The 17,649-nt window shown below is 56.7% G+C and carries 13 protein-coding genes; 2 read left to right on the forward strand and 11 right to left on the reverse strand.

Annotation, left to right across the window (positions count from 1 at the left end; genetic code table 11):
• Positions 1-165: 165 nt before the first annotated feature.
• The 8 genes from ruvA to GO988_RS22830 form a co-directional block, all read right to left on the reverse strand.
• Positions 166-771: a Holliday junction branch migration protein RuvA gene (gene ruvA / locus GO988_RS22795; RefSeq protein WP_157569941.1), complete on the reverse strand. Its 606-nt coding sequence runs from the start codon at positions 769-771 to the stop codon at positions 166-168.
• Positions 772-968: 197 nt separating this feature from the next.
• A complete protein-coding gene (locus GO988_RS22800) occupies positions 969-3,239 on the reverse strand; it encodes an NADP-dependent malic enzyme (protein WP_157569942.1) in 2,271 nt (756 codons plus the stop codon).
• Between the two features lie 157 nt (positions 3,240-3,396).
• Positions 3,397-5,640 (reverse strand): lytic transglycosylase domain-containing protein, encoded by a 2,244-nt coding sequence (locus GO988_RS22805; RefSeq protein WP_157569943.1) that lies wholly within the window; start codon positions 5,638-5,640, stop codon positions 3,397-3,399.
• 115 nt (positions 5,641-5,755) lie between these two features.
• Positions 5,756-7,192 (reverse strand): Asp-tRNA(Asn)/Glu-tRNA(Gln) amidotransferase subunit GatA, encoded by a 1,437-nt coding sequence (gene gatA, locus GO988_RS22810; RefSeq protein ID WP_157569944.1) that lies wholly within the window; start codon positions 7,190-7,192, stop codon positions 5,756-5,758.
• Between the two features lie 3 nt (positions 7,193-7,195).
• Positions 7,196-7,666 (reverse strand): Sec-independent protein translocase subunit TatA/TatB, encoded by a 471-nt coding sequence (locus GO988_RS24695; RefSeq protein WP_157569945.1) that lies wholly within the window; start codon positions 7,664-7,666, stop codon positions 7,196-7,198.
• A gap of 45 nt (positions 7,667-7,711) precedes the next feature.
• Positions 7,712-8,038, reverse strand: coding sequence for a Sec-independent protein translocase subunit TatA/TatB (locus tag GO988_RS24820; RefSeq protein WP_157569946.1), 327 nt, complete (start codon positions 8,036-8,038; stop codon positions 7,712-7,714).
• Positions 8,039-8,477: 439 nt separating this feature from the next.
• Positions 8,478-10,004 (reverse strand): oligosaccharide flippase family protein, encoded by a 1,527-nt coding sequence (locus GO988_RS22825; RefSeq protein ID WP_157569947.1) that lies wholly within the window; start codon positions 10,002-10,004, stop codon positions 8,478-8,480.
• A 59-nt stretch (positions 10,005-10,063) separates the two neighbouring features.
• Complete coding sequence (locus GO988_RS22830) at positions 10,064-10,852, reverse strand: enoyl-CoA hydratase/isomerase family protein (RefSeq protein ID WP_157569948.1); 789 nt, start codon at positions 10,850-10,852, stop codon at positions 10,064-10,066.
• A gap of 256 nt (positions 10,853-11,108) precedes the next feature.
• Here GO988_RS22830 and mscL point away from each other — a divergent pair, with 256 nt between their 5' ends.
• Together mscL and GO988_RS22840 are read left to right on the forward strand one after the other, a co-directional pair.
• The gene (mscL, locus tag GO988_RS22835) at positions 11,109-11,486 is read left to right on the forward strand and encodes a large conductance mechanosensitive channel protein MscL (RefSeq protein WP_157569949.1); all 378 of its coding nucleotides are present in this window, start codon (positions 11,109-11,111) and stop codon (positions 11,484-11,486) included.
• Between the two features lie 128 nt (positions 11,487-11,614).
• The gene (locus GO988_RS22840; RefSeq protein WP_157569950.1) at positions 11,615-12,046 is read left to right on the forward strand and encodes a hypothetical protein; all 432 of its coding nucleotides are present in this window, start codon (positions 11,615-11,617) and stop codon (positions 12,044-12,046) included.
• Between the two features lie 147 nt (positions 12,047-12,193).
• Here GO988_RS22840 and infB read toward each other — a convergent pair whose 3' ends face one another.
• From infB to GO988_RS22855, 3 genes are all read right to left on the reverse strand, one after another.
• The gene (gene infB, locus GO988_RS22845) at positions 12,194-15,325 is read right to left on the reverse strand and encodes a translation initiation factor IF-2 (RefSeq protein ID WP_157569951.1); all 3,132 of its coding nucleotides are present in this window, start codon (positions 15,323-15,325) and stop codon (positions 12,194-12,196) included.
• A 125-nt stretch (positions 15,326-15,450) separates the two neighbouring features.
• Positions 15,451-16,830, reverse strand: coding sequence for a transcription termination factor NusA (gene nusA, locus GO988_RS22850; protein ID WP_157569968.1), 1,380 nt, complete (start codon positions 16,828-16,830; stop codon positions 15,451-15,453).
• 130 nt (positions 16,831-16,960) lie between these two features.
• Positions 16,961-17,434, reverse strand: a complete 474-nt coding sequence (locus tag GO988_RS22855) for a ribosome maturation factor RimP (protein ID WP_157569952.1) — start codon at positions 17,432-17,434, stop codon at positions 16,961-16,963.
• Between the last annotated feature and the right edge of the window lie 215 nt (positions 17,435-17,649).

Here is a 17,649-nt window from a genome sequence, read left to right on the forward strand (position 1 = left end):
CCTCGCCATGCCAGTACGGGTCGCCGGGTTCAACTCGGATAGAATAATAGTTTTTGAGCTAGCCGCCCAATACCTGCAACTAGTGCTGCATTCTTTGGTCGTTAGCATGCTCGGTTAGCCACCGCCCGGGCCTAGCCGGACACCGCAGTGCCCGGCTTCAACCCGTTAGTTGGACTTCAAAGCAAATTTGATAAGCGCTTCCACGCTCAGGTCTTGCCCGTGCTTGTGCTGAATTTGGTCCAGAGTTTTCTCAGCGGTTGCGCGGGCAAAGCCCAGCATGACTAATGCCTGCAACGCTTCCTGGCGGTGCGTATTGTGCTGCCGGGCCAGGGGCACCGTGTCGATGCCGGCTTTGGCCAGTAGTTCGTCTTTGCGCAGCTTGTCTTTGAGGTCGAGGATAACGCGCTGGGCCGTCTTGGGCCCTACCCCCTTAATACTCTGGATAGCTCGTACGTCTTCGTTCACGATGGCCTGGCGAATTTCGCCTACCCCCATGCTGCTGACCATGATGATGCCCGTGCCCGGCCCAATGCCCGACACCGATATCAGGTGCAGAAACAGCGCCTTTTCGTTAGGGTCTAGGAAGCCGTAGAGCGTCTGCCCGTCTTCCTTAATGTGCTGATAAGTATATACTTTGACTTTTTCGTCTTCGGCTGGTAGCTTGGCGTAAGTAGTCAGCGAAATCTTTACTTCGTAGCCCACGCCACCCGTGTCGATGATGGCCTGAGTGGGGTCTTTATAAGCGAGTTTACCGTCGAGGTAGGCAATCATGAGGGGGTAGGGAGGATAAATAGGTGCTTGACTAGCGCCCGGCTTGGCCGGGCAACAAGCCAGAACAACCGCTGCTGCGCAATAGCTCCAAGAAAAAGGCGTAAAAACCGACCAGTATAAATTACTTTTTACCAGTCGGTTTTCGCACTTCAACCTCTCAAAAATAACATGCAGCCTTCATCTCTCAAGCTTCGTGGCTAGAGCGCCTTGCCGTCGCGCTGGGCATCGACCACAGCAATAGCGGTCATGTTCACAATCTCACGCACGCTAGCGCCGAGCTGCAAAATGTGCACCGGCTTGCGCATACCCATCAGTACCGGCCCGATAACTTCGGCGCCGCCAATTTCCTGGAGTACTTTGTAGGCAATGTTGCCCGACTCTACGTTCGGGAAAATCAGGGTGTTAGCGCCTTGCTCGGCTAGCGGCGAGAAACCGTAGTTTTCCTGCATCAGCTGCGGGTTCAGGGCCACGTTGGCCTGCATTTCGCCGTCGATGAGCAGGTCGGGGTAGCGCTGCTTGGCTAGTTCGGTAGCACGGCGAGTTTTTTCGGGCAGCTCCCCCGAGTTCGACCCGAAGTTGGAATAGCTGATAACCGCAATGCGTGGCTCCGCATCGAAGAAGCGTACGGCCCTGGCCGACAGCCCAATAATCTCCACCATTTCTTCGGCCGTGGGGTCGATGTTTACCGTGGTATCAGCGAAGAAGTAAGGTCCCTTCTTGTGCTGAATGATGTACATTGACGACACGCGCCGCACACCTTCGGCCGGCCCAATCACTTGCAACGCCGGAATGAGGCTCTTGCCATAGTCCTTAGTAAGGCCCGTAATGCAGGCATCAGCCGCTCCGGTTTCAACCATCATGGCTGCGTAGTAGTTGCGCTCGCGCAACAGGCGCCGGCCCTCGTAGAGGGTAGTGCCCCGGCGCTGCCGCTTCTGGTAAAGCAACTCGGCATATTCGTTGCGCTTATCGTCATCCTGCAGAATGTCAATAATTTCGCAGCCGTCCAAGTCAAGGTTATTTTCCTGCGCGATGGCTTGAATCTTGGCGTGGGCACCCAGCAGAATGGGGTGCGCAATGCCTTCATCGCGCACAAGCTGCGCCGCCTTCAAAATCTTGTAGTTATCAGCTTCCGCAAACACTACCCGGCGCGGGTTCGCGCGCGCGGCCGATGTGATGCGGTTCATCAGCTTCTGGTTGACGCCGAGGCGGGCGCGCAGCTCGTCTTCGTAGGCCTGCCAGTCGGTAATGGGCTTGCGCGCCACGCCGCTTTCTATCGCCGCCAGCGCCACTGCCGGGCTGATGGTCGTGATGAGACGCGGGTCTAGGGGCTTAGGAATGAGATAGCTACGCCCAAAAGCTAGTGTGTTGTCGCCGTAGGCATTGTTTACCATATCGGGCACCGGCTCCTTGCTTAGTTCGGCCAGGGCGTGCACGGCGGCAAGCTTCATAGCCTCATTTATCTCGGTGGCGCGCACGTCGAGCGCTCCCCGAAAAATGTAGGGGAAGCCCAGCACATTGTTCACTTGGTTGGGGTGGTCCGAGCGGCCAGTGGCCATAATCAGGTCGGGCCGGGTGCTCATGGCCACGTCGTAGGCCACCTCCGGGTCGGGGTTGGCCAGGGCAAACACAATAGGGTCAGCCGCCATGCGCAACAGCAGGCCAGCTGGCAGCACATTCGCCGCGGACAAGCCCAGGAATACATCGGCGCCTTCCATAGCTTCGGCCAAGGTGCTGATGGGCCGCTCGGTAGCAAACTGCATCTGCATATCGGCCAAATCGGTGCGCTGCGGCGTGATAAGGCCGTCTTTGTCAAAGACCACCACGTTCTCCTTCCGCAAGCCCAGCGCCAGGTACAGCCGCAGGCATGACACGGCCGCCGCGCCCGCACCACTCACTACCAGCTGAATTTCCTCGATTTTCTTGCCCACTATTTCCAGCGCATTCAGCAGGGCGGCCGACGTGATAATGGCCGTGCCGTGCTGGTCGTCGTGCATCAGCGGGATGTTCATTTTCTCCCGAAGCTCGGTTTCGATACGGAAACACTCCGGCGCCTTAATATCCTCCAGGTTGATGCCGCCAAACGTGGGCTCTAGCGCCTTCACGATGCGAATAAACTCGTCGGGGTCGGTGGCGTCAATCTCAATATCAAAGCAATCAATACCCGCAAACTTCTTGAACAACACGCCCTTGCCTTCCATCACCGGCTTGCTGGCGGCGGGCCCAATGTTGCCCAGGCCCAGCACTGCCGTACCATTTGAGATAACGGCTACCAGGTTGCCCTTGGCTGTGTACTTGTACACGTCGTCGGGGTTAGCCGCAATTTCCTTGCAGGGTTCGGCTACCCCCGGCGAGTAGGCCAAAGCTAGGTCGAGCTGCGTGCTGACGGGCTTAGTGGGCACCACTTCGATTTTGCCGTGCGGGAGTTGCTCGTGGTAAGCGAGGGCGTCTTGTTTGTTGATTTTGAGCATAATTCAGAGTGAGAGGCAGAAAAATAAGGCGCGCACAGGTGGGAATTTGGCGCATTAACCAGCTGCTAATCAGTTAAAAAAGAAGGGCCGATGTTTCTTGTAGAAAACAATCGACCCTTTCAAATTGGCCGCTACAGCCGCCCACAAATATACCGCCTTAGCTGCGCACCACGAGTTTTTGCCCCAGCTTTACCTCGTCGCTCGTGAGGTGGTTGAGGCGGCGTAACTCTTCCACACTCACTTTAAAGCGCCGCGAAATGTTATAAAGTGTATCGCCGGCCTGCACCGTGTGGGTGCCCAGGCGCAGGCTGGGCGCGTCGGGCTTGGGGTGGGGGGTAGGCTTGGTAATGGCTAGGCTAGCAGTGCTTTCGGCAACGGGGCTTAAGCGCAAGCGCTGGCCAGCTAGTACGGTGCCGTTGCTTAAGCTATTCCAGGCTTTGAGTTGGCTCACGCTCAGGCCCCACTCCTGGGCCAGATTCGAGAGGTTGTCGCCGGCGCGCACCGTGTAAATTTCTGGCCTTGGCGCTGCGGTAGGCTTAGGAGTAGGCAGGTCTTCGCGCGCCAACTCGCGCGGCTGCGCCGCGGCCACCTGCACCGCCCGGTTGCGGCTGCGGCGGGGGGTAGGAGCTACAGTTGCCGCGCTGTCGATAGCTGCATCAGCAGCATCCGCTAGCACCGGCTCCGTAGCGCCGAGGGGGGTAGGGGCGGGCGTAGTACGCGCCAAGGCTTCAGTAGCCGCTTTGTTGGCCTTAGCCAGCGCGGCCGCCCGGAAAATGGCTTGGCGCTGCTCAGCCGCTATGCGAGCTGCCTGCTGGCGCTGGGCACGCAGCAGGGCCTGGGCTTGGGCCGCTTCTCGGGCCGCCACAGCTTGGGCCTCGCGGGCGTAGCGCTGGTTAGCCGCTGCCAACGCCTGGGCTGCCGAATCTACGGCCATTGCCCGGTGCGGCACAGCCGCTAGCGCTGGTATGGGGCGCAATACGCTAGGCTCGGGCACGGTGGGTGCGGGCAGCGGCACAAACACGACCAACTGGCGGCCCGGCTTCAGGCTTTGGCCCTTGCTTAGCTCATTCCACTTGCGGAGCTGGGCAGGGCTCACCTCATACTTTTCGGCGATATCAGCTAGCGTTTGCCCCCGGCGCACGGTGTAGCGCAGGCGGCGAAAGTGCGGCGCGGCCGTGCTTTCGGCACCAGCGTGGGTGCTGGCCAGTGCCACTTGCGTGGGCCAAGGGGCTACCCCCTCCAAGTGCGGCGGCAGAATGGCTAGCGGCTGAGGCAAGTCGGAGCTAGGCTGGCAGTAAGCCAGCAGCGTGGCGCGGTCTACATCGCCCAGGTGCTCGCGGGCGGTGCTAGGGTAGCGCAACACATACGGGCGGTAGCCGGCCGGCAATGCGCCGTGGCGCAGTTCGGGGTTGTAGCGATTCATGGCCAGCGAGTCGCTGTAGCCCAGGGCGCGGCTGAGGCGGCGCAAATCCAAGGCCTGACCGCGTACCCCAAGCGTATCGAGCGGTTCGTAGTGTTGGTAGCGCAAGCTCGGGTCGTTGAGGCTATGCTCGGGCGCATACTTCATGGCATACATGATGGCCGTGAAGGTGGGTACGTAGTTGCGCGTTTCGGCCGGCATGTGGGAGTAGAGGTCCCAAAAATTACGCTTGCCCGTTTTGCGAATCACGCGCTGCACATTGCCCGCGCCCCAGTTGTAGGCGGCCAGCACCAACTCCCAATCGTGAAAAACGCCGTAGAGGTAGCGCAAATGCTTGCAGGCTGCCTCGGTAGCTTTTTCGGGCTGCATGCGCTCATCCACCCATTCGTCGCGCTTGAGGCGCAGGTCGCTGGCCGTGGGCGGCATAAACTGCCACAAACCCACCGCGCCTACCGGCGACTTGGCCGTCGGTATCAGTGCCGACTCTACCACCGATAGATATTTCAGTTCGGCGGGTAGGTTGTACTGCGCCAGGTATCTCTCAAAAATTGGGAAGTAAAACTGCTCACGCTCCAACACATGCTGCGTATAGTTACGCTGCCGCTCCGTGAACAACCGCACGTAAGCCAGCACTGCCGCGTTGAACTGGTGCGGCGCGGCCGTTTCGATGCAACCCAGGCGGTCACCCACTAGGTCCGACAACGTAGCTGGCGTTTGCAGCCACACTAGCCGCGCCGAGTCCACGGCGGGTTCTTCCAAGGGCTCTACTGCCAGCGAGTCAATGGTAGCAGCAGGCAACTCCACCACCTGGCGCACGGTGTCGGTGGGGGAGGGGGGTAGGGCGGGCGGCAGGGCCGCCCGGTGCCGGCCATGCTGCGCCAGGGCCGGCAGCGCCCCTAGCGTCAGCACCAGTGCCAACAGTCGCCGGGCCAGCTTGCGCTTCTTTCGGCGGGGTGTGGGTAGTTGGTGCGAAGCTTTCATCAGGCTAAGGTAAAAGACAATTAATGAAGTACCTAACCAAAGCAAGGCGCGCAACACTACGGCTAATTAACCGTGTTGTTGCGCGCCTAAAAAAATGCTAATGGCCGTGGCTAATCTAGTTGTCCGTCGGTACCAGCGTCAGCGTATTCGCAAATGCCAGCAAATCAGCCTCCCGGAAAGCGCCGCTCAGTATCTGCAAGCCAATGGGCAGGCCTTCGGCATCTTGCCCCGCGGGTATCGAAATAGCGGGCACTCCTGCCAGCGAAGCTTGCACCGTAAAAATGTCGGCCAGGTACATCGACACTGGGTCTTGCTTCTCTCCTAGCTTAAACGCCGTGGTGGGGGTAGTAGGCAATACCAAGAAATCGTACTGGCGCAGCAATTCGTCGGTCTTTTCCTTGATGAGGCGCCGAACGCGCTGAGCTTTAGTGTAATATGCATCGTAGTAGCTAGCACTCAGCACAAACGTACCTAGCATAATACGCCGCTGCACCTCGGGGCCAAAGCCCTGGGCGCGCGTCTTTTTATACAGCGATTCGAGGTCGGTGGCATCGGGCGCCCGGTAGCCGTATTTCACACCGTCGAAGCGCGAAAGGTTAGAGCTGGCTTCGGCCGTGGTGAGGATGTAATATGTCGGAATCATTTCTTCCAACAGCGGAAACTCCACAGCCTCTACTACGTGGCCGTGGCCGCGCAGCGTATGCAGCGTGTTTTCTAAGGCCTCATGCACCTCGGGCTGCAAGCCGGGCCGGTCGATGGCATTGGCCACGTAGCCGATACGGTACTGGGCAGCGGGTGTCAGCAGCTCGCTGTAGGCCGGCACTGGTTGCTCGCTAGCGGTACTGTCGTAGCCATCGGCGCCAGCCATTACTTCGAGTAAGCGGGCAGCATCCTCAATAGAGTGCGTAATGGGCCCAATTTGGTCGAACGACGACGCAAAAGCTACCAGCCCGTAGCGCGAAATGCGCGAGTACGTGGGCTTCAGACCAATAACACCGCAGAATGCTGCGGGCTGGCGCACCGAGCCGCCCGTATCGGAGCCAATAGAAGCCAGGCACATATCGGCCTGCACAGCCACGGCTGACCCACCGCTCGACCCACCGGGTACTCGGCTGGTATCTTGCGCGTTGCGCACGGGGCCAAATGCCGAGTTCTCGTTTGAGCCGCCCATGGCAAACTCATCGCAGTTCTGGCGGCCGATAAAAATAGCGTCTTCCGCTAGCAGCCGCTGCACCGCCGTACCCGTGAAGAGCGACTTAAACCCGTCGAGAATGCGGCTGCTGCTTTGCAGCGAATGGCCCTGGTAGGCTAGTACGTCCTTCAGGCCGATAACCATACCGGCTAGCTTGCCAGCGGTGCCGTTAGCTATTTTTTCGTCTACGGCCAGGGCTTGCTGGCGGGCCTCGTCGGCCCATACTTCCAGGAAAACATTTAGCTCGGCATTGCGCTGTGCGATGTTATCTAGGTAATACTCAACGAGCTGGCGGCAGGACGTAGTGCCCGCCGCCAGCTCGCGCTGGATTTCCGAAAGGGAAGAAAACAGAGGTTTCAAATCTTAGGCATTGGTTGATGGCTGGTCGAGGCGGGGCCGGGTGCCAGGCAAGCCATCAGGACCCGTAGCGGGCGCAATAGGCGTGTCGTGGTGGTGGGCAACCGGCTCAGCCGTCGGCAAAACTACGGCACCGGGCGCAGTATAGTCAGCAACGGGCGCACTATAATCAGCAGTTGGAGCCTGGGGGTAGGCGGCCGGAGCACCCGGTGCGGGCTGGTAAGGAGCCTGCTGCTGGGGATAAGGCTGGTTATTGGCGTTATAGTTGGGGTTTGTGTGCGGCGGCGTGTTCTGGCCAGCGCGCTCAAATTCGTTGCGAATTTCGCTGCTCGCATCCTTAAACTCCCGAATGCCCTTACCCAAGCCCCGAGCCAATTCCGGAATCTTGTTGGCACCAAAGAAAATAAGAATAACGACCATAATCAGAATCAGCTCGGAGCCGCCGATATCGCCTAGAAAAAGCAGGGGAGAGTTCATATGAAAAGAGAATAAAATGCGCGAGATAGCATGAATGCGACGGCGCTAGCGGGCCGGCTGGTCATTGGGGTTGGCGTACGGTGCTGGGGGCACTTGGTTGGGCGCCTGGGGGGGGTAAGGAGGCTGCTGCTGGGCATAGCCACCTTGGTTGTAGCCAGGTGCCTGCGGGTTATAGTTTGGGTTGGGCTGCGAGTAGTTGGGGTTGGCAGGTTGCTCGGGGCGGGTGGCATCTTTAAACTCGCGCACTCCTTGGCCTACCCCCTTAAAAAGCTCGGGGATGCGCTTGGCGCCGAAAAACAACACCAGCACGAAAATGATAAAAATAATAGTTTTGGGGTTGCTCAAAAACAAGAAAAGGGCAGCAAGTAGCATACGCTGAGTGGCCAAAAAGGCGCTAAGGATGAGGGAAACGAAGATACGAAAAAACGACAGGTTTGGACGGGCGAAGGTACCAGGAAGTAACCGGATGGCGGGCGAGCCAAACGAGTGGTCTTGCCAACTTCATCTTAGATTAATCAAATTTTAAGCGCGCAGCCTCAGGTATTTAAACTGCAAAAGTTGTAAAAAAAGTGGCTTAAAAACCTTGGTTACGTAGTCAGGAGCGGCATTCGGCGAGAAAGGCGGGCTATTCACCGAAAAAAATGCAATTATGTGCGTCCGTTGTAGCAATTTTACTGCTGGTTAGCAGCCTTGGTTTAGTCATTGCCGCTTGCGGCTGACTCGGCTAGAGGAAGTTGGCTAAGTTTGTTTTCATAGCTCAGAAAGGCATCGGATATTATCCGATGCTTTTTTTTGCTCCAGCATTTTTGCCTTATGCAACTGGCGTTGCCAAGCGCCGCGTTCGGCCTTCCAGCGCGTACACTGCCGCCCCAAAAGCTAACGGCAACCCCAGGCCCAGCCCATAGCCGCTCCACTCCGGCAGTGCACCAATGGCAGCCTGACCTGCCCATACCAGCACCACAGCTCCGCCAAGCCAAGCCAAGAGTCGCCCTACGGGGTAGGGCACCGGAAAGTGGCGCTCGCCCAGCCACCAGCACAAACCAGCCATCATAAAATAGCAAGCCAGGGTAGCCCAGGCACTACCCATATAGCCCAAGATGGGGATAAGGATAAAGTTGAGTGCAATAGTGAGTACGGCGCCAGCCGCTCCTATGTAGGTGCCAAAATACGTTTTGTCGGTGAGCTTAAACCAGACGGAAAGATTATAATAAACGCCCAAGAAGAGGTTGGCTAGCAACAGTATCGGTACCACCCCTAGCCCGGTGCGGTATTCAGCGCGGCGAAGAAAAAGTGGCCCAATCCAACTCAGGTTGAGGCTAATACCGACAAAGATGAGCGCGCAGCATAGTGTAAACCACTTGAGCACTAAGGCAAAAGTGGCTGGGGAATTTTTCTCGGTACTTTGGGCAAAGAAGAATGGCTCGGCAGCGTAGCGAAATGCCTGAATAACCAGCGACATAAAAATGCTGAGCTTGTAGCACGCTCCATACACACCGGTGGCCGCTTGCGGGCTCAGGCCCAGGTAGAAGTGTTCGGGTAGCCATGCGGGTAGCAGAATGCGGTCGAGCGTTTCGTTTACCATTCCTGCCAATCCCATCAGCAGTAGTGGCAGCGAATAGGCCAGCAACGGCCGCAAAAAAGGCAGTCGCGGCCAGCGAAAGCGAAAGTCCAGCAACTCGCCGCTCAGCATTAGCAGTGTCAGCGCTGAAGCTGCCACGTTGGACAGAAATACGTAGCCTACCCCTAGCTCTGGGTTGTACACAGCGGCGACGAGCGGTTTTAAGGCGGCTAGTAGGCTACCCCCCTCACTTTGCGTCACGGCTGGGCAAAGCACCACAAAAAATAGGTTCAGCCCTACATAAATGCCAATATTCAGTAAGCGAATGGTGGCGAATTTGCGCGCTTTATTCTCTAAGCGCAGCCTTGCAAAAGGCAGCGCTGCTACGGCATCTAGCCCCAAGATAAGTGCGACCCACACAGCGTATTCTTCGTGGCCGGGCGGCAAGTGTAGTAGCCCCAGTAGCGGCCGGGCTAGCAGCGCCAACACTACCGTAAAGGCCGCACTGGTGAGCAGCAGCAAACTCATAGTGCGGTTATACAGTTCGCGTCGGTCTTCGCCGGGCCGGTTGGCAAACCGGAAAAAAGTAGTCTCCAACCCGTAGGTAAACACCACGTTCAGAAACGATACGTAGGCATACAGGCCCGTAACGATTCCGTATTCAGCCGCGGCAAAATGGGCCGTATAAATCGGTACCAGCAGGTAGCTCAGTACCCGCCCCACAATGCTGCTAACCCCGTAGATGGCCGTTTGCGAGGCCAGCTTTTTCGCGATACTCATTCAGGCAATTTAAAAGTAGCTCGCCTGAAATCATTGACAGGAAGCCAAGTAGCAATTTATTACTTGCCAGTGAATACGGCTGGGCGCTTAGCTAGAAAGGCCGCAGTGCCTTCACGGAAGTCCTCGGTTCCAAATGCTTGGCCAAAGGCCGCTGCTTCGGCCGTGAAACCAGCCTCGCCGCCTTGGTCGAAGTAAGTGTTCACGCAGTCGATGGTGAGGCCGATTGCCAGGGGCGCTTTGCTAATAATTTTGAGTAGCAAGGCTTTGCAGAATTCCAACAGCTCGGCTTGGGGCACTACATGGTTAGCCAAGCCCAGGCGCAGAGCCTCGTCTGCCTTTATTTGGTCAGCCGTGAGTAACAGTTCCAGCGCCTTGCCCTTGCCTACGAGTTGTACCAGGCGCTGCGTGCCGCCGTAGCCAGGCAGCAAGCCTAAGTTTACTTCAGGCTGCCCAAAGCGAGCGTTTTCGGACGCTACCCGCAGGTGGCAGGCCATGGCTAGTTCACAGCCTCCACCTAATGCAAAGCCATTTACGGCCGCCACCACGGGCTTAGGGCTGGTTTCGAAGCGGCGAAATACTGCTTGGCCAAAAGCCGCCGTTTCTTGGGCGCCGGGGCCACTTAGCTGGGCCAGCTCGGCAATATCAGCGCCGGCTACAAAAGCTTTTTCGCCGCTGCCCGTGAGTAGGATGCCGCGTACTGCGGCATCGGCTCGCGCCTGGTCAATGGCTTGGCCAAGCTCTTCAATCGTTGCCGCATTGAGGGCATTAAGTTTGGCAGGGCGGTTGAGCGTGAGCGTGAGGATGCCAGTAGCTGCATCCAAGTCGTAGAGCAGGTTATCGAATGTCATGGCCAAGCGGCAGAAAAGCGGTGAGAAACAGGAAGCTCAAAGGTACTGCTTGACCGCTAGCGGGTAAATTTTCTGGGTAAGTCTTGTATTCTGGCTGGAAATAAGACTATTAAGACAAAAAATAGTAGGAAAATAAAATATTGTGTCGTTTTTTGCGCTGCCTGGCAAGCCAAAATGCCTTGATTATTAGCTAGTAGCAAGAGCTGTTATCGGCATTCCTCTGCACATCAATTATTCACCTACCCCCTCTCTTTCTATGAGCCTTGTTTCTGAGTTTAAAGAATTCATTGCCAAAGGCAATGTGCTCGACCTAGCGGTTGGGGTTATCATTGGCGCTGCCTTTGGTAAAATTGTTTCCTCACTCACAGACGATATTTTGATGCCTATTTTGGGATTGTTTGTAGGTAAAATGGACTACTCAACCATTGTGCTAGGGCCGATGAAGATAGGCTTGTTCATTAATGCGGTGCTTAACTTCTTCATTATTGCTTTTTGCATTTTCCTGGTTGTGAAAGCAGCAAATCGCTTCAAGCGCCCAGTACCAGTAGTAGTAGCTCCTGCTGCACCAGTAATTACCAAAGACCAGGAATTATTGATAGAAATTCGGGATGCGCTACGTACCAGCCGCGTCTAAAGCCGGCCAGTTTTTTGCTACCCCTTACTTTAGAGGTGACGCTGGCTAGTCGCTGCCGGAACCTTTCTGGTTTGGCGGGCAGTTAGCGCCGTACTTTTTAAGTATTATTTACTATCACTGACCCTGGCGTGAAAAACTTGTTTGGTAAAGCTTTGCTAATTGGCACGGGGCTGATAATGAGTGGGTCAGCCGCTTGGGCTCAGTCTGCGGCGCCCGATTTTCCGGCGCCTGGCAGCCCAGCGCGTCCGGCTACAAAGAGCGTTGCTGACCCGGCGCGCCTACGCCGCCAGCAGCAGATGAGCCCCGAGGATGCCGCTCACGACCAGCAACTTCAGATATTGGAGGCCCGCACTGGCAACACCAGCTTTGGCGTAGAAAAAGGTGGCCCTTACCGCCAACTCGACAAAGGTGGTAATTCCTTCACCGTACGCAAATTCAAGGCTTTGCCAGGCCAAGAACAACAAAAAGGCGTATCGCGGCGGGTACCAATGGGCGCTAGTCCAAAAGGAAAGCCTCTTGTGCACGACCACGGTAAGAAAAAGAAATTCCTATTCTTTTAACTGCGGATGAACGAAGATGGTAGAATTTTATAAATTTTATCAAGAGCATTCCGAGTACGCAGATTTCATAAAACTAAAAAGGCCACCCAATTGGGTGGCCTTTTTAGTTTTATGAAATCTGTTACAATCCTCGTTAACCTATGTTTTTTAGAGCTTACGCTTGATTTCCTGTTCTTCGAAGCCTTCGATATTATCGCCTTCTTGCAGGTCGTTGAAGTTCTTCACCGAGATACCGCATTCGTAACCTTGGCGCACTTCCGAAACATCGTCCTTGAAGCGCTTGAGGTCTTGAATTTCGCCGGTATACTGCACGATACCATTGCGTACCACCCGCACCCGGGTTTTGCGGGTAAACGAGCCGTCCGTAACCATACAGCCGGCGATGGTGCCGACTTTGGTGATGTTGAACACTTGGCGAACTTCGGCATTGGCCACCACGATTTCGTGCACGGTAGGGGCAAGCATGCCTTCCATCGCGTCCTTCACCTCGTTGATGGCGTTGTAGATAATCGAGTACAAGCGTACGTCAATCTGCTCCTGCTCGGCCAAGCGGCGAGCACTCTGCGAAGGCCGTACCTGGAAGCCGATGATGATAGCATCAGAAGCCGAAGCGAGCAGCACATCACTTTCCGAGATGGCGCCTACCCCCTTGCTGAGGATGTTCACCTTCACTTCGGGGGTGCTGAGTTTCAGAAGCGAGTCGGAAAGTGCTTCTACCGAACCGTCCACATCGCCTTTTACCAAGATATTCAGTTCCTTAAACGAGCCGATAGCCAAGCGGCGGCCAATCTCGTCGAGGGTGATGTGCTTCTTGGTCCGAATGCTTTGCTCGCGGGCCAACTGCTGACGCTGGGTAGCTAGTTCGCGGGCTTCGCGCTCGGTTTCCATTACCTGGATGCGGTCACCCGCTTGCGGGGCACCCGTTAGGCCAAGCACTTGTACGGGGGTAGCCGGGCCAGCTACTTTCTTCTTCTTGCCGCGGTAATCGGTCATGGCTTTCACACGGCCGTAATGCGGGCCCGCCAATACGATGTCGCCTACGTTTAGCGTGCCGGTTTGCACCAGTACGGTAGTCACGTAGCCACGGCCTTTATCTAGCTCAGCTTCGATTACCGTGCCTACCGCGTTGCGGTCAGGGTTGGCTTTGAGGTCGAGCAATTCGGCTTCGAGCAATACTTTTTCCAACAGGTCCTCTACGCCGAGGCCCGACTTAGCCGACACTTCCTGGCTCTGGTATTTGCCGCCCCATTCTTCTACCAGAATGTTCATCTGCGAAAGTTCTTCGCGGATTTTTTCGGGGTTAGCCGTGGGCTTATCCACCTTGTTAAGGGCGATGATAATCGGTACACCAGCAGCCTGCGCGTGGTTGATGGCCTCCTTCGTCTGGGGCATCACCGAGTCGTCGGCCGCGATAACAATAATGGCAATGTCCGTCACCTTCGCACCACGGGCACGCATAGCCGTAAAGGCTTCGTGACCAGGGGTGTCAAGGAATGTAATTGGGTTGCCCGATTTGGTCTTAACCTCGTAGGCACCAATGTGCTGCGTGATGCCACCGGCTTCGCCTTTGGCCACACTCGCTTCGCGGATATAGTCAAGCAACGACGTTTTGCCATGGTCAACGTGGCCCATGATGGTCACAATGGGAGCGCGAGAAACCAAGTCCTCGGGCGCATCGCTCATATCAATGGGCTCCTCGTCCTCTTCGGCCGAGAGGAACTCGACGTCGTAACCAAATTCATCCGCAATCACCGTGATGGCTTCCGCGTCAAGGCGCTGGTTGATGGAGACGAACATCCCCATACCCAAGCACACTTTGATAACCTCGTTCACGTTAACATCCATCAGCGACGCTAAATCGTTGGCCGAAATGAACTCCGTGAGTTTGAGTGTTTTAGCGTCTAGCTCATTCTGAGCACGCAGGGCTTCGCGCTCTTCAGCGGCCATGCCCCGTTTGTCGCGACGATATTTGGCGCGGTTGGCAGCAGCGTTGTTTTTACCGCCACTTAGCTTGGCCAGCGTAGCCTTGATTTGCTCCTGAATCTGTTTGTCGTTCTGCTCAGGTGTGAGCGCAGGCTGCGGCGGACGATTAGCTGGCTGGTTAGGGCGATTATTGCCTTGCCCGGGCCGGTTGTTGGCTGGTCCGGCTGGGCGATTGCCACCTGGTCCACCAGGGCCGTTGTTGGGGCGATTGCCTTGGTAACCACCACCGCCACCGGCTTGGCCGGTACCCGTGGCAGCACCACCGCCACCACCTGGCTGGCCAGGCGCGGGCAGGCGCTGCCGCTTCTTCTGGTTGCTGGTACCTACGCCACTCTTGCGAACGTCGGACGAAGCCACAGGACGCGGCCCGCGGCCACCACCCGGCCCACGACGGCTAGAATCAACTGGCAACTGGATTTTGCCCAGTACGGTAAGGCCTTTCAGCTGGTCTGCTTTCGCCGTAATAGTGCCCTCTTCAGCAGCCGGAGCGGCAGCATCAGTCGGTTCGGCTGCTACGGGAGCAGCCGGAGTAACCGCAGTTGGAGCTACTGCTTGTGCTTGAACCGGTGTCGGTGCCGGTGCGGCTGGCGCAATGGGAGCCGACGCCTGCACAGGGGCCGGCGCAGGAGTATAGGATACTTTAGCTGGTGCTGGCTGTGCAGCCACAGGCTGCGGGGCAACGGGTGCTGGTTTAGCCTCGGCTACCGGCGCAGGCGCGGGGGTAGGAACTGGTTTAGCTGCTACCGGTGCTGGCGCAGGTGCTGTCGGAGCTGCTGGGCGAGGTGGTACTACCCGGCCGCGGCTATCTAACTCGATTTTACCTAGCACTTTAAGGCCAGGAGTTTTGGGAGCTTCTACTGCTGGAGCGGGGGTAGGGACCGGAGTAACTGCTGCCAGAACCGGAGCTGCCACAGGCTTAGCCTCTACCACGGGGGTAGGGGTAGGAGCTGCTACAGGTGGTGCTACCGGAGCCGGAGTGGCTGCTACCACTGGCGCCGGGGTTGGAGCCGGTGCTGGTTTAGGAGCTGGCGCTACTGGTTTAGCTGCGGCTGCCTGGGCCTGCGCGTTCAGCTCGCTTTGGCGGCGGGCTTGCGTGTGGCGCTGGGCTTCCTGCTTTTCTTGTGCCGAAGCAGCAAATTCTTTTTCCAACAAGGACACCTGCTCACCAGTGAGCTTGGTGGTGGGCTTATTTTCGACTACAATACCCTTACGGGAAAGAGTCTCGACTGCCCGGTCGATGCCAATATTCAGGTCTTTGGCCGCCTGGAGTAGCCGTTTCGGGGTTGCTTCCGCCATTCTATAAAGTCGCGAACGATACGTTCTTGGGTGCAAAGGTAAAGATTAAATCTGGCCAGCAGGCTATAAAGTCTAGCCTACTGGCTGGATTTAATAACTTACCTGCGGGCGGTTGGCCCCGGCCCTCATTGGGCGGCCGGAGCGCTGTCGGGGTTGGCGGTGGCAGCCGGGGCTGCTTCGTCGGTGGTGGCAGCCGGGGTAGCGGCGGCCTCGTCAGGCGTTGCGGCCGGGGTAAGGGCAGTTTCGTCGACGGCCAAATCGTCATCGTCAGCAAACTCCTGCCGGATAACGCGGTACAAATCGTCTACCGTTTCCTCTTCTAACTCGGTGCGGCGTACGATGTCGTCTTTTTTAACGGCTAGCACGGCGCGACCAGTATCGAGGCCAATTTTCTTGAGCTCGGCAATAATCCAGCCTTCGATTTCGTCGGTAAATTCGTCCAACGAAATATCTTCTTCGTAGTCGATAGCTTCGCGGAACACGTCGATTTCCATACCCACTAGCCGCGAGGCTAGCTTGATGTTGGCACCGCCTCGGCCAATGGCCAGACTAACTTGGTCCGGCTTCATGAACACGGAAACCCGACCAGTTTGTTCACTGATTTTCATAGAGCCAACCTTGGCTGGCGAAAGCGCCCGCGAGATGAACAGCTCCAAGTTGTCGGTATAGTTAATGATGTCGATATTTTCGTTCATCAACTCCCGCACTACCGGGTGGATGCGGCTGCCTTTCATACCCACGCAAGCACCCACTGGGTCGATGCGCTCGTCGTAACTTTCGACGGCTACCTTAGCCCGCTCGCCAGGCTCGCGCACCACGTTTTTGATGGTGATAAGGCCATCAAAAATCTCAGGTACTTCTTGCTCAAATAACCGCTCCAAAAAGGCCGGCGCAGCGCGGCTCAGGATAACCTTGGGAGAGCCGTTTACAACGTCAACGCGGTGAACAACAGCGCGTACGGTATCGCCCTTGCGGTAGCGGTCTTTCGGTATTTGCTCGCTCTTGGGCAGTACCAGCTCGTTTTCGTCTTTGTCCAGAATAAGCGCCTCGCGGCTCCATACTTGGTAAACTTCGCCGGTGATGATTTCGCCCACCAAGTCCTTGTATTTCTGGTACAAATTGTCGCGCTCCATGTCCTTCACGCGCTGAATTAGCGTTTGGCGGGCAAGCAGCACAGCGCGGCGGCCGAAGTCGTCAATCTTAATTGGCTCGGCTACCGATTCGCCAATTTCGAAATCGGGCTCAATTTTCTGGGCTTCTGCCAGCGGAATCTTATCGAGGTCCCAGATATCCTCCGAGTCATCGTCCACAATTTCGCGGTTGCGCCAGATTTCCAAGTCACCATTATCGGGGTTGATGATAACGTCGAAGTTGGAGTCATCCTCAAACTTTTTGCGAATCATCGTCCGAAACACATCGTCGAGGATGGACATCATCGTAGGCCGGTCGATGTTGCGGCTCTTGGCGAACTCCTGGAAGTTCTCGATGAGCATCCGCGCGTTCAGGTCGGCCGCTACGGCAGCGACTTCCTGGGGGCTGGGGGTTGCTTTTTTAGCCATGAGAGTGATTGTTTAACTGGCAGCTTTCGGCTAACCGCTATTTTGAGGAAAAGGCAGTTAGCTAGCGGCCGCTAGCTTATTTAAAAGAGATAACAACGGTAGCTTCCTTAATGTCCCCGAAAGGAAAAAAGGCTGCGGGTAACGTGGTCTTCTTGGTCTTTATTTTGATAACCTCTTCCAGCTCAATGCCTTCGGGGGTAACAGCGGTGAGCGGGCCGGTTTTTTCGGTGCCATCCTGGAGCTTTAGCAGCAGGCTGCGTCCGATGTGGCGGGTGTACTGGCGCGGGTCGGTGAGGGGCTGGTCGGCACCAGGCGAAGTCACTTCGAGCGAGTAAGAAGCTTCTTCACCGTAGGCTTCTTCCATGCCGCGGTTGAGGCGGCGCGTCACCTGGGCGCACTCCTGAATGCCGAGGCCGTTGGGCCCGTCGAGCGTAACAGTAATCTTGGGCATCACCGCGTCAGACACGGTGAGGTCCACTACATACAACCCGCTGTCGCCGAGGGCGTCGGCTAGCAGCTGCTGAATGCGTTGGCGGTCATATTGAGCCATGGCGGGCGGGGTAGGGGGCAAAAAAAGAGGGGACTGCGCGTCCCCTCTTTTCAGATTGAATACCAATTTCGGGTGCAAAGATACGGCTTTTATTGGCTAGTTGCAATTTAGGCCATACGCAAGTAAAAAGCGCCCTGCTACATAATAAAAGTCCATCAAGCTGAACGCGATGAAGCATCTCTACTGCTTTGTTTAGCGATTGGGTTATAGCGTTC

The sequence above is a fragment of the Hymenobacter ginkgonis genome (assembly GCF_009755225.1).
Taxonomy (GTDB): Bacteria; Bacteroidota; Bacteroidia; order Cytophagales; family Hymenobacteraceae; genus Hymenobacter; species Hymenobacter ginkgonis.